The sequence below is a fragment of the Staphylococcus sp. EG-SA-10 genome (assembly GCF_017151945.1).
Taxonomy (GTDB): domain Bacteria; phylum Bacillota; class Bacilli; order Staphylococcales; family Staphylococcaceae; genus Staphylococcus; species Staphylococcus aureus.
This window is the reverse complement of the sequence record NZ_JACVZJ010000001.1, coordinates 117,106-131,190: the sequence shown is the minus strand read 5'-3', so window position 1 is coordinate 131,190 and position 14,085 is coordinate 117,106. Positions and strand designations below refer to the sequence as shown.

General features: G+C 31.7%; 12 protein-coding genes. 6 read left to right on the top strand and 6 right to left on the bottom strand.

Features of this window, described 5'->3' with window-relative positions; genetic code table 11:
* Window positions 1–125: 125 nt before the first annotated feature.
* Window positions 126–1,799 carry a CDP-glycerol glycerophosphotransferase family protein gene (locus IDG45_RS00740; protein WP_025174471.1) on the bottom strand — a complete coding sequence of 558 codons (1,674 nt, stop codon included), beginning with the start codon at window positions 1,797–1,799 and terminating at the stop codon, window positions 126–128.
* A 316-nt stretch (window positions 1,800–2,115) separates the two neighbouring features.
* Between IDG45_RS00740 and IDG45_RS00735 the strand changes: the two genes are divergently transcribed.
* Together IDG45_RS00735 and mqo are read left to right on the top strand one after the other, a co-directional pair.
* Window positions 2,116–3,714 (top strand): L-lactate permease, encoded by a 1,599-nt coding sequence (locus IDG45_RS00735; RefSeq protein WP_000960862.1) that lies wholly within the window; start codon window positions 2,116–2,118, stop codon window positions 3,712–3,714.
* Window positions 3,715–4,094: 380 nt separating this feature from the next.
* Window positions 4,095–5,573 (top strand): malate dehydrogenase (quinone), encoded by a 1,479-nt coding sequence (gene mqo, locus IDG45_RS00730; protein WP_000211371.1) that lies wholly within the window; start codon window positions 4,095–4,097, stop codon window positions 5,571–5,573.
* A 66-nt stretch (window positions 5,574–5,639) separates the two neighbouring features.
* On the opposite strand, the gene IDG45_RS00725 is transcribed toward mqo, so the two are convergent.
* The 4 genes from IDG45_RS00725 to hssR form a co-directional block, all read right to left on the bottom strand.
* Window positions 5,640–6,095: a DUF3021 domain-containing protein gene (locus IDG45_RS00725; RefSeq protein WP_000793172.1), complete on the bottom strand. Its 456-nt coding sequence runs from the start codon at window positions 6,093–6,095 to the stop codon at window positions 5,640–5,642.
* On the bottom strand, window positions 6,092–6,535 hold the full coding sequence (locus IDG45_RS00720) for a LytTR family DNA-binding domain-containing protein (protein ID WP_000977034.1): 444 nt from the start codon (window positions 6,533–6,535) through the stop codon (window positions 6,092–6,094). Before IDG45_RS00720 ends, IDG45_RS00725 begins: the two co-directional genes overlap by 4 nt.
* Before the next feature lie 161 nt (window positions 6,536–6,696).
* Complete coding sequence (hssS, locus tag IDG45_RS00715; RefSeq protein ID WP_000477338.1) at window positions 6,697–8,070, bottom strand: heme sensor histidine kinase HssS; 1,374 nt, start codon at window positions 8,068–8,070, stop codon at window positions 6,697–6,699.
* Complete coding sequence (hssR, locus tag IDG45_RS00710) at window positions 8,063–8,737, bottom strand: DNA-binding heme response regulator HssR (RefSeq protein WP_000249498.1); 675 nt, start codon at window positions 8,735–8,737, stop codon at window positions 8,063–8,065. Before hssR ends, hssS begins: the two co-directional genes overlap by 8 nt.
* A gap of 135 nt (window positions 8,738–8,872) precedes the next feature.
* Between hssR and IDG45_RS00705 the strand changes: the two genes are divergently transcribed.
* Entirely contained in the window at window positions 8,873–9,928 is a 1,056-nt protein-coding gene (locus IDG45_RS00705) for an ABC transporter permease (RefSeq protein ID WP_000761392.1), read from the top strand.
* A complete protein-coding gene (locus IDG45_RS00700) occupies window positions 9,928–10,593 on the top strand; it encodes an ABC transporter ATP-binding protein (protein WP_001229904.1) in 666 nt (221 codons plus the stop codon). The genes IDG45_RS00705 and IDG45_RS00700 overlap by 1 nt, the downstream gene beginning before the upstream one ends.
* A 230-nt stretch (window positions 10,594–10,823) precedes the next feature.
* Here the strand turns inward: IDG45_RS00700 and IDG45_RS00695 are convergent, their stop codons facing one another.
* Entirely contained in the window at window positions 10,824–11,792 is a 969-nt protein-coding gene (locus tag IDG45_RS00695) for a YdcF family protein (protein WP_001798773.1), read from the bottom strand.
* A 194-nt stretch (window positions 11,793–11,986) separates the two neighbouring features.
* On the opposite strand from IDG45_RS00695, the gene tcaR reads away from it, so the two are divergent.
* Together tcaR and tcaA are read left to right on the top strand one after the other, a co-directional pair.
* On the top strand, window positions 11,987–12,442 hold the full coding sequence (gene tcaR, locus IDG45_RS00690) for a MarR family transcriptional regulator TcaR (RefSeq protein WP_000238542.1): 456 nt from the start codon (window positions 11,987–11,989) through the stop codon (window positions 12,440–12,442).
* 239 nt (window positions 12,443–12,681) lie between these two features.
* On the top strand, window positions 12,682–14,064 hold the full coding sequence (tcaA, locus tag IDG45_RS00685; RefSeq protein WP_000833799.1) for a glycopeptide resistance protein TcaA: 1,383 nt from the start codon (window positions 12,682–12,684) through the stop codon (window positions 14,062–14,064).
* Window positions 14,065–14,085 lie beyond the last annotated feature (21 nt).

Sequence of the window (14,085 nt, the reverse complement as noted above, 5' to 3'; positions counted from 1 at the left end):
AAATAAAACGGTAAACTCTATAATATGAATTAGGGTTTACCGTTTTTTTGCGTATTTTAAAGTATAATGGTTTACGTTTTATAGTACTTTTAAATCTCATTCACAGCCACTGAGGAATTTAAACACTATTGATTAGATGTCATCTTAGACAATATAAGTTGTGAAATAGATTCTAATGGTTGTTCTTTATGTTGTATTTGTGGATATTTAATCACTGGTATTGCCTGGGAAATTAAATTATTAATTAATAATTGTCGGTCTGTATACCAAATTTTTGATAGATGACGCCAAATATCTTCGTTAACACCTTGAGACTCAATATATTGACTGTGATTTGGAGTGTATAATGCTACTGTTTTGTCTATAGCCATCGCATCAAATATTATATTTGAGTAATCAGTGATAACGACATCAGACATTAGAATTAAGTCTTGAGCACTAAGATACTTTGGTGCAACAAGCGCCTCTTCTGGTAATATCGTTTCATCAACACCCTGAACCACAACATGATAGGCTTTGAATAAAGCATCTGATAGTGGTAATTGTTGCGCACTCACTAATCCAATAGGTGCGTATAATAAAACTGGTTTTTGATCATTTATTTTAAACGATTTCTTATACTGTTGTTGAGTAGTACTTTCGTTACGCTTTTGTAGTAAATATTGGTGTTTAGGATTACCATAAGCCAATACATTTGCTTGGTGACTAGGAAAAGCCGTTTGATAAAAGTGGCTAATATCATCAGCAGAATGTATAACATAATCGAATTGCAACCAGCGATTATACCTTTTAGCACGATAAAAAGGTGTTTCTATATTTTTAATAGGTTCTTTACTATCTAAAAATAATTGCATTATTGGTGTGCCTTGATGTAATTGAATTAAAGTACCATTTGGTTGTAACGTTTCAGGTATATCATTTTCAACTAAAACTACGCGTGCGCTGTTAATTAATTCGTCAGCTTTTTCAGACTTAGGTGATATGAAATGTGGTCCGCGACGATCGTCAGTAACAAAATAACAGGCAGTCATTGGATTATGTTTAACGAAGTAAGTGAATAAATATTTTGAATTACCTATATATTGATGATGATCACCGATAAAAACGATGTGATCTTTTAAAACGTTTGGTTGCTTCGTATACAAGCCGAGGTTTTGTAATTGTTTGTTATCAGCACGTTGCTTTGCTATTTTATATAACCATTTAGGTAGCATAAACTTGGTAGAATACAACCAATTATCTGGTGAATTAAGTTGTTCTGAATCCTCAATAAAAAGGTTGCGAAAAGGTATAGGATGATGATCAATATAAGCCATTTTATTCAAATAAAACTGAGACATCATATCAAAATCTTCAATAGTTTTAATAGTTTCCCATATTGAAGCACTTGTTGCTAAAGGGGCTTTAAAATCAAAAACGACATGACCATCGATTGATAAATCACCTTTCAGAAGTGTCAATAAAGCTAAATCGAAAATCGTTTCTACAGAGTAATAATGTATTAAATCAAGAGTCTGTTGAATCGCATATATCAGGTTAGGATAATAATTATTGTTTTGAGCCCAATCGGCAATGTTGATCGATGATTGACCGAAATAGTGACAATCATTTTTGTATTGTCCATCAACAGTATAATCAACCACGATAGACTTAGGATATAATTGAACCGCATCTAACATAGATTGATAAATCATTATCTCATTGGCATATGGAACGACATGTGTATAACCTTCAGACTGAGCTTTCATTAATTGAGATTCAAACTTTTGCATATTAGAAACATTTATCTGTTTAATCATTGCTATAACTTCCATTTCTCATCGTAGTATCTTCCTTATTTTAGCACGGTCTTATGTAAAATTCATGAATAGTATAAGTTACTTCATTACATTAAGTACAATTCATTTTGATGAACAGATTTAAAATGAAAAATAAAACAATTAAATAGGAAAGTGATATTGTTAATAGTCTGAAAAAATGGTATATTTTAATTGTGAAAAAAATCACATTAATCTCACTGTTCTGTAAAATGTTATCGATAACAAAATGCTATAGCCAGAGCATGATTTTAATGAAGCAATTACACTACTACTTTATGGAAAGAAGAGTCAGCCTATGTTAGTAAATACGTTTAACCCATTTGATAATTTATTATTATCGTCTTTAATTGCAGCAATACCGATTGTACTGTTTTTACTTTGTTTAACTGTTTTTAAAATGAAAGGTATTTATGCAGCCATTACAACACTTGTTGTAACATTACTAATTGCAATACCATTTTTCAAATTGCCAGTTGGTATCGCTTCTGGTGCAGTAGTCGAAGGTTTCTTCCAAGGTATCATTCCGATTGGCTATATCGTTATGATGGCAGTATTGTTATACAAAATTACTGTTGAATCTGGACAATTTTTAACAATTCAAGATAGTATTACAAATATTTCACAAGACCAACGTATTCAAGTTTTACTTATTGGATTTGCATTCAACGCATTTTTAGAAGGTGCAGCAGGATTTGGTGTACCAATTGCAATTTGTGCACTTTTATTAACACAATTAGGATTTAATCCATTAAAAGCTGCGATGTTATGTTTAGTCGCAAATGCAGCGTCTGGTGCTTTTGGTGCGATTGGTATCCCTGTAGGTGTTGTAGAAACGTTGAAATTACCTGGAGATGTTTCAGTATTAGGTGTTTCTCAATCAGCAACTTTAACATTGGCAATCATAAATTTCATTATTCCATTCTTACTTATCTTTATTATTGATGGTTTTAGAGGTGTTAAAGAAACATTACCAGCAATTTTAGTAGTTTCAATCACTTATACACTTACTCAAGGATTATTAACTGTATTCAGTGGACCTGAATTAGCAGATATTATTCCGCCGTTGTTAACAATGTTAGCATTAGCAGTATTTTCTAAAAAATTCCAACCAAAACACATTTATCGTGTTAATAAAGATGAAGAAATTGAACCTGCAAAAGCACATTCTGCAAAAGCAGTATTACATGCATGGAGTCCGTTCATTGTATTAACAGTCATTGTAATGATTTGGAGTGCGCCATTCTTTAAAAACTTATTCTTACCAAATGGTGCTTTATCATCATTAGTATTTAAATTCAACTTACCTGGAACAGTCAGCGAAGTTACGCATAAACCATTAGTATTGACTTTAAATATTATTGGACAAACAGGTACAGCTATTTTATTAACTATTATTATTACAATTTTAATGTCTAAAAAGGTTAACTTTAAAGATGCAGGTAGATTATTCGGTGTTACATTTAAAGAATTATGGTTACCAGTTCTTACAATTTGTTTCATCTTAGCAATTTCTAAAATCACAACTTATGGTGGTTTAAGTGCAGCAATGGGTCAAGGTATTGCTAAAGCAGGTAATGTCTTCCCAGTTCTATCACCAATCTTAGGTTGGATAGGTGTGTTTATGACAGGATCAGTTGTAAATAACAACTCATTATTTGCACCAATTCAAGCTTCTGTTGCACAACAAATTGGAACAAGTGGTTCACTTCTTGTATCTGCTAATACAGTTGGTGGTGTAGCGGCAAAACTGATTTCACCACAATCAATTGCAATTGCAACTGCAGCAGTAAAACAAGTTGGTAAGGAATCAGAATTATTAAAAATGACATTGAAATACAGTGTATGTTTACTAATATTCATCTGTATTTGGACTTTCATCTTGTCATTACTATAAATAAACGTATTTCAAAATATAAATATACAGAGGGTGAGATGTTTTCTAACATCTCATCTTTTTTTAATGAATCATTAATGAAAGAAGTTTGACATTATAATAATGGTAGCGCTTTATGTTAAAATGAAGAGTGAGTAATCAGCAATCAAATTAAATTGGTTGATAGCTGTTAAGGTTTGTGGTTTTGTCTTTGTGCTATCGCACATAAAGTATATAATTAAAGTAGTTTCGTTATTATAAAATATTTATATACATAGTAGATAGTAATAGAGCATCACCATGGGAACCTGTTGAGACACTTATTGATTCAAAGTGGTATTAATATGTCGTATTTCTCGAACGTTCCATTATTCATTTTAAAAAGGGGGACTGTATTTGTTATGACAACACAACATAGCAAAACAGATGTCATCTTAATTGGTGGCGGTATTATGAGTGCAACATTAGGAACATTACTTAAAGAATTATCACCTGAGAAAAATATTAAAGTGTTTGAAAAATTAGCACAACCTGGCGAAGAGAGTTCAAATGTATGGAATAATGCCGGTACAGGGCATTCAGCACTTTGCGAGTTGAACTATACAAAAGAAGGTAAGGATGGCACAGTTGATTGTAGTAAAGCAATTAAGATAAACGAGCAGTACCAAATTTCAAAACAGTTTTGGGCATATTTAGTTAAAACAGGACAATTAGATAACCCAGATCGCTTTATTCAAGCGGTGCCACACATGAGTTTCGTCATTGGCGAAGATAATGTAGCTTTTATAAAAAGTCGTGTTGCAACGTTAAAGAAAAGTGTTTTATTCGAAAAAATGAAATTATCGCAAGATGAAGAAGAAATGAAATCTTGGGTACCGTTAATGATTGAAGGTCGTAAGTCTGATGAACCAATTGCTTTAACTTATGATGAAACTGGTACAGATGTTAATTTTGGTGCGTTAACTGCAAAGTTATTTAATAATTTAGAACAACGTGGTGTGGGAATTCAATATAAGCAGAATGTATTAGACATCAAAAAACAGAAATCTGGGGCATGGCTAGTTAAAGTTAAAGATTTAGAAACTAACGAAACGACAACATATGAATCTGATTTTGTATTTATTGGTGCTGGTGGTGCGAGTTTACCATTACTCCAAAAGACTGGAATTAAACAATCAAAACATATTGGTGGTTTCCCGGTAAGTGGATTATTCCTGCGCTGTACAAATCAAGAAGTGATTGATCGTCATCATGCTAAAGTGTACGGAAAAGCAGCAGTGGGTGCGCCACCAATGTCAGTGCCACACTTAGATACACGTTTTGTAGACGGCAAGCGTTCATTGTTATTTGGTCCATTTGCAGGTTTCTCACCTAAATTTTTAAAAACAGGTTCACATATGGATTTAATTAAATCGGTTAAACCAAATAATATCGTGACGATGTTATCTGCAGGTATCAAAGAAATGAGTCTTACGAAGTATTTAGTGTCACAATTGATGTTATCTAATGATGAGCGTATGGATGATTTAAGAGTCTTTTTCCCAAATGCTAAAAATGAAGATTGGGAAGTGATTACAGCAGGGCAACGTGTCCAAGTAATCAAGGATACTGAGGATTCTAAAGGTAACTTACAATTTGGTACCGAAGTCATTACGTCAGATGATGGCACATTAGCTGCATTACTTGGAGCATCACCTGGTGCGTCAACAGCTGTAGATATTATGTTTGATGTTTTACAGCGATGCTATCGTGATGAATTCAAAGGATGGGAACCAAAGATTAAAGAAATGGTGCCGTCATTTGGTTATCGCTTAACAGATCATGAGGATTTATATCACAAAATTAATGAAGAAGTAATTAAGTATTTACAAGTTAAATAATAAACGAAGCGGTAATGTCTTTTTTTATGTGATAGACATTACCGTTTTTTTTGTTGTTCATAAAAATCATTTTAATTGTTTCAGTTGCTCGTTAATAGTGTCTACGTAGTTCTTGTTTTTAAAGAATTGAATAATCCAAATCAATGTGTAAACCACAATAAAGATAATTGTAAATATGATTAGGTAATTTATTGTTAGTGGAAACCAACCGGCAAGTATTGCTAAAGGTAAGAATCCGACATACGTTGTTATGAAATGCACTATGGTTGCTTTAGTAATGCCCCAATCTGTGTATTTAAAGATAAAATCTCCAAGGAAAAAGACGACGCCTATGAGTAACCATAAAATGATAGAAATCAACATTACGGTAGTTTCTGTGAAATGCGTATAATACAATATGCCAATAGTTGATTGTGGGTTCAGTGGATAATATTTGCCGTCTGCAAATAACATACTAAAGAACAGTGAAAGGGTCAAACCAATGATTAAGCTAATGAATAATGAGTTTTTCAAATTTTTCATATTGATAAGCGCTCCTTTATAGATTTTAAATAACGTCTAGAAGAATAGGTGTAGTGTGCATCTTTAAGATACATACGTATAAGTCCATTTGGCTCTAATAATAATTTTTCAATGCAATACTTGTTGACGATTTCTGATTTGGAAATGCGAATGAAATGTTGTGGTAATTGTTTTTCTAGTTCATAAAGTCGTAATTTTAGTTTGAATTTTTGATTGCTTGTAATGGCTGTTACATTTTTATTAATAACTTGGAATGTTATAACATCTGATATCTGAATGATATGGATTTCTTTGTCTATGTATCCGACTAATGTATGTGATTTGTCTAAATCATTGACTGCATTAATAATACTTTGAACGTGATCATTCATTTTAGGTGCATGTATATCAATATAAGATTCCGTCTCATTTGCATTGATAAATAAATTGAGTTTCATCATAGGTTAATGCCTCCTTCAAAATTATTAAACCATAAACGACCATCGATATATTTAAAATGTGTTGAATGGTAGAAATTAAATGTTAAGTGGCTAGAAAGCGCTAATCAATATAAAAGATACCTCCTGAAATAAAAACAGAAATGTTTTTCAGGAGGTAGAGATTAATGTGAATTATTTGGCAGTGTAATAGTAAAGGTGGTTACATACTCGTTACTTTGTGTGAATTGGATTGTACCATGATGCAATTCAATGATGGATTTTGTAATTGCAAGACCTAAACCATTGCTATTATCATGTTTGCTCACTTTATAAAAACGTTCAAATAAACGTGCTTCAGCTTGTGGACTAATTGGTGAACCATCATTACTTATTGTGAAAATGATGTTGTTGTGACTATGTTGCAAAGCGATGTCAATGGCACCACCAACATCTGTATATTTAATAGCATTTATTAATAAATTACTCAATGCTTGATGTAACAAACGTTGATTTCCTAGGAAATTGATTGATTCTAGGTCAGCTAAAATGATTAACGACTTTTCATCAGCAGCAAATTGTTCATGTCGAATGATATCTTTAATGAGTTGATCGACTTGAATCTTATCATCGAATAATAAATGTTGGTGATTATCTAATTCGGATAAGAGCAACAATTCAGTTGTTAATCCGCTCAGCTGCGTTGTAATGGTATAAATATCATTTATATATTGTTGTCGTAATGTTTTATCAGAAGTTTGTTGTAACTCGCTTAATAAATGATGAATATGTGTTAATGGTGTTTTGATTTCATGAGATACATTTTGTACAAAATGCTGCCTCATTTGATCAACTTGTCCCAATGACTCTCTCATCTTATTAAAGTGATACTGTAATGTTCCAATTTCATCTTTGCGTGTTTGTTTGATAGGTGTTTCAAAATCACCATCAATTAAGCGTTCGGTCGCTAGCTTTAACTTTTTTACTGGACGAATGATTGAATAGGTTGATGCGATAACTAATGAAATCGAGATAAATAATAACAACATTAACAAGACGGCTAAGAATGTTCTAAACTCGCTAAATGTTTCTCCAATATCTGGACGCATGAATACTGCTATTGAACCGTCTTTTGTCTTAAAGTTAATACCAACAGTATTATCTGTTACATTGTCGAAAAATCCAGTTACGAATAATGCGAATGGTTTATCTTTAATACCATGGTAATCTTTATTATTTAACACGTTGTTAATAGCATTTTGTGATAAAGTATCTTCTCTAAAAGGCTCCCCATAAAATGTCTTATGCCCTTTTTGATCAACGGTCATTATTTGGTAATTCATTTGCCCTAAATGTTTGAAATATTGTTGAATGTGCGTTGGTTTAGCCGATTGTTCATATTGTCTTGCTTCTTTAAGCGTCTTCATGATTTTCGCGTCATTAGATGCTTTTAAATTATAATGATAGTAAACGTTTGTTAATACAAAACTTATTAATGCACTAAATAAAATAACCGTAATGGAATAAATCGCAATTCTAGCATAGAGTGTTTTAAACATGATTCTCCACCTTATAGCCTTGACCTCTTACTGTTTCAATTGTAAGTGTGGCATTTAATTTTTTTAATCTTTGGCGTAGTCGCTTAATATGAACGTCAACTGTTCGTTCATCTCCTTCATAATCATAGCCCCAAATTTTTTCTATTATCTGTTCACGAGTAAAGATTTGCTTAGGACGTGTTGCAAGCATAAATAGTAATTGAAATTCCTTGTTCGGTAACGTCATCGTTTTATTAGATACTTGGAGTTCCAAATAAGATTGGTTTAGCGTTAAGTTGCCAATGGTCATTTCTGAATTTGAATTGATATTATATCGGCGTAATACCGCACGAATTCTAAAAATAAGTTCCTTAACCTCAAAGGGTTTGGTTACATAATCGTCAGTACCACTTATAAACGCACGCTCTTTGTCACTAAGTGCATCCCGCGCTGTTAACATGATAACTGGTATATCATAATCATTTTTTAATGTATTACATAATTGAAAGCCGTCCATACCATCCATCATAATATCTACCACTGCAATATCGACACGCTGTTTTTCTAAAAGTTTTAATGCAGCTTCACCACTTGGTTGTGTGTATGCATCAATGTGCTCTGTTTGTAAATGGCTAGCTATATAATTTAGGATTCGAGGATCGTCATCGACAACAAGACATTGCACCATAGCTATAAACTCCCTTATCTTTTTCATTTATTATACATGTAAAATATTTTTGCGTAAAAAAACAATTGTTCATATTGAGTTCATATTTCAACCTTATACTGACGCTAAAGAAGAAATAGGGAGAAGTGAATCGATATGAAATTAGCGATAAAAGAGATTATGTTTTACAAATTTCGTTATATTTTAATCACATTAATCATTCTTTTATTAAGTATTATGGTGTTATTTATTAGTGGTTTAGCTCAAGGGCTTGGTAGGGAGAATATTTCGTTATTTGAACACTTTGATAATGATGAATATGTTGTTCAAAAAATGAAAGAGCCGCAAATTGAGAAATCGCAACTTAGTGATACGCAACAGAATCAAATTAAAAAGGTAATTCATCAAGAACCACATAAAATGAATGTTCAAACATTAAAATTATCTAATAAAGAACAAGATGTGATTACAATGAATGACGTTAAACAACAACGCTTACAACTTAAAAAAGGTGATTATCCTAAAAATGCTCATGAGGTCGCTATTAATGATAAGTTAGCTGCAGATAACATTAGAGTCGGGGATAGATTACATTTTAAAAATAATTCAACTAGTTATAGAGTTTCTGGTATTTTAAACGACACAATGTATGCGCATAGTTCCATTGTGCTATTGAACGATAACGGATTTAATGCATTGAATAAGGTTAATACGGCATTTTATCCAGTGAAAAATTTAACGCAACAACAACGTGATGAGCTTAATAAAATAAATGACGTTCAAGTTGTGAGTGAAAAAGATTTAACAGGTAATATTGCGAGTTATCAAGCAGAGCAAGCACCGTTAAATATGATGATTGTTAGTTTGTTTGCTATTACAGCAATTGTTCTAAGTGCATTTTTCTATGTTATGACGATTCAAAAAATATCACAAATTGGCATTTTGAAAGCAATTGGTATTAAGACAAGACATTTATTGAGTGCGTTAGTTTTACAAATTTTAACACTAACAATAATTGGGGTAGGTATTGCTGTGATCATCATAGTAGGACTATCATTTATGATGCCGGTAACCATGCCTTTTTACTTAACAACGCAAAATATTTTATTGATGGTGGGGATATTTATATTAGTAGCGATTTTAGGTGCCTCACTATCATTTATCAAATTATTTAAAGTGGATCCTATCGAAGCAATTGGAGGTGCAGAATAATGGCATTAGTCGTTGAAGATATCGTCAAAAATTTCGGAGAAGGTTTGTCTGAAACAAAAGTTTTAAAAGGTATTAAATTTGAAGTGGAACAAGGGGAATTTGTCATTTTAAATGGTGCCTCTGGTTCTGGGAAAACAACATTGCTAACGATATTAGGCGGATTGTTAAGTCAAACGAGTGGTACAGTGCTTTACAATGATACACCATTGTTTGATAAACAGCATCGTCCTAGTGATTTACGATTGGAAGATATTGGTTTTATTTTTCAATCTTCACATTTAGTTCCTTATTTAAGAGTGATAGAGCAATTGACACTCGTAGGCCAAGAAGCGGGAATGACCAAACAACAAAGTTCAAAAAGAGCAATACAACTTTTGAAAAATATTGGTTTAGAAGATCGCTTGAATGTATATCCGCATCAGTTATCTGGCGGTGAAAAGCAACGTGTTGCGATTATGAGAGCATTTATGAATAATCCGAAAATCATTTTAGCAGATGAACCCACAGCAAGTTTAGATGCCGATAGAGCAACAAAAGTTGTTGAGATGATACGTCAACAAATTAAAGAACAACAAATGATTGGTATTATGATTACACACGATCGAAGATTATTTGAATATGCAGATCGAGTGGTTGAATTAGAAGATGGCAAAATAACTGATTAGTGGCTTGCAAAGACGCTAAATGTTAATGATTTAAGACATAGTAGTATAAAAGTTAGATAACAGAATACGATTTGGGTTTACAAAAAAGCACGTCACCATTACATAAAATGATGACGTGCTTTAGTTTATTTATTTTCAATATAACAATTGTCTAATCAAGGATTAACGAATATTTAAAGATAGTTTGACGCAATATTAGAAACAACCTATAATAATAGTTTGTTTGTGGATTAACTATTATAAATAAAAGCGGCGTAAAGACATATAAACCAACTACTTGAACAATATAACGTTAATAACAATCTATACTGATACATTACGCCTAGATAATCTTTAATGAGCACATGTAAGAAAAAGTGATATGGTGTATGACTTCCGACACCATCGATAGATAAACCTAATTTTTGGGCTAGTCGTAAGGCGCGTAATACATGAAACTGACTTGTTACACAAACAATTTTAACTGCTTCATGATACAAATTGTTGATGATTTGTTTAGAATATAAAAAGTTTGTGTATGTATTTATAGAGTGAGATTCCATTAGTATATCTGTTTTATCAACACCATGTGCAATCAAATAGCGTTGCATAGCTAAAGCTTCAGGAATTGGTTCGTCTGGTCCTTGTCCGCCAGATACAATGATCTTTGTTGCTGATGCTTGTTGTTGATAGATATCAAGTGCACGGTCTAAACGCGCTGCAAGCATTGGTGTGACAAATTCGGTAAAAATACCAGCACCTAACACAATTATGATATCGACTTCTTTGTTGTATGATCTATGTCTATATGATACTGTCCAAACGAGATAACAAATAAAGGTTAGTAACAGGGAAAGGCATAATATAGCTAACCACATAGACAAACCTTTCACAATGGGTGACTGAATCGTACTTATAAATAGAAGTGCTGATGTGTAGAGTACAAATTTATATGAAAAAGATAATAATTTTTTAATAAATAAGCGACTAGAAGTATGAGAAAATAAATATCTATGTTTGAATAGCATGATAATACTGATTATTATAAATGTTACAAACATAGACCAAGGGAAAGTATAGGTCATGATGCTATAGATGAGTGACAAAAATATCGATATGACAACTAAGATGTAGCATGTTAAATTTAACGTCAGAGTATAGTTGAAAATTAACGGACAAATAACGATAAGTATAAATATTAATAATAAATTCAATAACATACTGACACCTCGCTTATAATAAATATTAAATATAAATGTAGATGATTTAATTTATTAAAGCAAGGAGAACGTAGCAACATGTAAGTCTTAATTTGTTATATTATATATGGGTCAATATTTTTGTGTTTTTTAGATGTGCGATACAATGATTGCTGAGGATACTTTATAAAAATAGTAATTAGGGAGAAATAATTATGGTAAAACATTTACAAGACCATATTCAATTTTTAGAGCAGTTTATAAATAACGTTAACGCATTAACTGCAAAAATGTTGAAAGATTTACAAAATGAATATGAAATTTCATTAGAGCAGTCTAACGTATTAGGTATGTTAAATAAAGAACCTTTGACAATTAGTGAAATCACGCAAAGACAAGGTGTAAATAAGGCCGCAGTAAGCCGACGAATTAAAAAGTTAATCGATGCTAAATTAGTTAAGTTAGATAAACCAAATTTAAATATTGATCAACGTTTGAAATTCATAACCTTAACTGACAAAGGTAGAGCATATTTGAAAGAACGTAATGCGATTATGACAGATATTGCGCAAGATATTACTAATGATTTAAATTCTGAAGATATTGAAAATGTAAGGCAAGTATTAGAAGTAATCAATCATCGCATTAAAACATATAGCAATCATAAATAGGTTTTTGAAGGTGTTCAAATATAAGACTAATTATGTATGTATTGAACACCTTCTTTTTAGTTATAATTGAGAGAGTACTTTCATAAATAATGTAATAAGGTACAATTCTAAAGTAAAGTTAATCATTTCTTGAATTGTATTCTTGGGATAATATTTGTAAAATAATAATGGTAAAATAATAAAATAATTTTTATGATATACATATAACAATTGAAGAGGAACAGAATTGAGGTGAAAGTATGAAATCTTGCCCGAAGTGCGGACAACAAGCACAAGATGATGTACAGATATGTACACAATGTGGACATAAATTTGATAGTCGTCAAGCATTATATAGAAAGTCAACCGATGAAGATATACAAACTAATAACATCAAGATGAGAAAAATGGTGCCTTGGGCAATTGGTTTTTTCATTTTAATCTTAATTATTATATTGTTCTTTTTACTAAGAAACTTCAATTCACCTGAAGCGCAAACTAAAATATTAGTGAATGCGATTGAGAATAATGATAAACAAAAAGTAGCAACATTATTAAGTACTAAAGATAATAAAGTAGATTCTGAAGAAGCGAAAGTATACATTAACTATATCAAAGATGAAGTTGGGCTTAAGCAATTTGTCAGCGACCTTAAAAATACGGTACATAAATTGAATAAGAGTAAGACCAGCGTAGCTTCTTATATTCAAACCAGATCTGGTCAAAATATATTACGTGTAAGTAAAAATGGCACACGTTATATCTTTTTCGATAATATGAGCTTTACTGCACCTACCAAGCAACCAATTGTTAAACCGAAAGAAAAAACAAAATATGAGTTTAAATCTGGTGGTAAGAAAAAGATGGTTATAGCTGAAGCAAATAAAGTGACGCCAATAGGTAATTTTATACCGGGGACATATAGAATTCCAGCTATGAAATCAACTGAGAACGGTGATTTTGCAGGCCATTTAAAATTTGATTTTAGACAAAGTAATTCTGAAACGGTAGATGTTACTGAAGATTTTGAAGAAGCAAATATATCTGTAACTTTAAAAGGCGATACAAAATTAAATGATAGTTCTAAAAAAGTAACTATAAATGACCGTGAAATGGCATTTTCAAGTTCCAAAACGTATGGTCCATATCCACAAAATAAAGATATTACCATTTCAGCTTCAGGTAAAGCGAAAGGTAAAACATTTACAACACAGACGAAGACGATTAAAGCCAGCGATTTAAAATACAATACAGAAATAACTTTGAACTTTGACAGTGAAGATATCGAAGACTATGTTGAAAAGAAAGAAAAAGAAGAAAACAGCTTGAAGAACAAATTGATAGAATTCTTTGCTGGATATTCTTTAGCGAATAATGCTGCGTTTAATCAGTCGGATTTTGATTTTGTATCGTCATATATAAAAAAAGGATCATCCTTTTATGATGATGTAAAGAAGCGTGTATCTAAAGGAAGTTTAATGATGATTAGTTCACCACAAATTATAGATGCCGAAAAACATGGTGATAAGATTACCGCAACCGTAAGATTAATAAATGAAAACGGTAAGCAAGTAGATAAAGAATATGAGCTTGAACAAGGTTCGCAAGACCGCTTGCAATTAATCAAGACATCAGAAAAATAGAGTATAAATCTTAAATAAGAT

Bases quoted from the DNA above. Each gene is read 5' to 3' on its own strand.
- IDG45_RS00740 (WP_025174471.1), bottom strand. From the start codon at position 1,799: ATGATTAAACAGATAAATGTTTCTAATATGCAAAAGTTTGAATCTCAA.
- IDG45_RS00735 (WP_000960862.1), top strand. From the start codon at position 2,116: ATGTTAGTAAATACGTTTAACCCATTTGATAATTTATTATTATCGTCT.
- mqo (WP_000211371.1), top strand. From the start codon at position 4,095: ATGACAACACAACATAGCAAAACAGATGTCATCTTAATTGGTGGCGGT.
- IDG45_RS00725 (WP_000793172.1), bottom strand. From the start codon at position 6,095: ATGAAAAATTTGAAAAACTCATTATTCATTAGCTTAATCATTGGTTTG.
- IDG45_RS00720 (WP_000977034.1), bottom strand. From the start codon at position 6,535: ATGATGAAACTCAATTTATTTATCAATGCAAATGAGACGGAATCTTAT.
- hssS (WP_000477338.1), bottom strand. From the start codon at position 8,070: ATGTTTAAAACACTCTATGCTAGAATTGCGATTTATTCCATTACGGTT.
- hssR (WP_000249498.1), bottom strand. From the start codon at position 8,737: ATGGTGCAATGTCTTGTTGTCGATGACGATCCTCGAATCCTAAATTAT.
- IDG45_RS00705 (WP_000761392.1), top strand. From the start codon at position 8,873: ATGAAATTAGCGATAAAAGAGATTATGTTTTACAAATTTCGTTATATT.
- IDG45_RS00700 (WP_001229904.1), top strand. From the start codon at position 9,928: ATGGCATTAGTCGTTGAAGATATCGTCAAAAATTTCGGAGAAGGTTTG.
- IDG45_RS00695 (WP_001798773.1), bottom strand. From the start codon at position 11,792: ATGTTATTGAATTTATTATTAATATTTATACTTATCGTTATTTGTCCG.
- tcaR (WP_000238542.1), top strand. From the start codon at position 11,987: ATGGTAAAACATTTACAAGACCATATTCAATTTTTAGAGCAGTTTATA.
- tcaA (WP_000833799.1), top strand. From the start codon at position 12,682: ATGAAATCTTGCCCGAAGTGCGGACAACAAGCACAAGATGATGTACAG.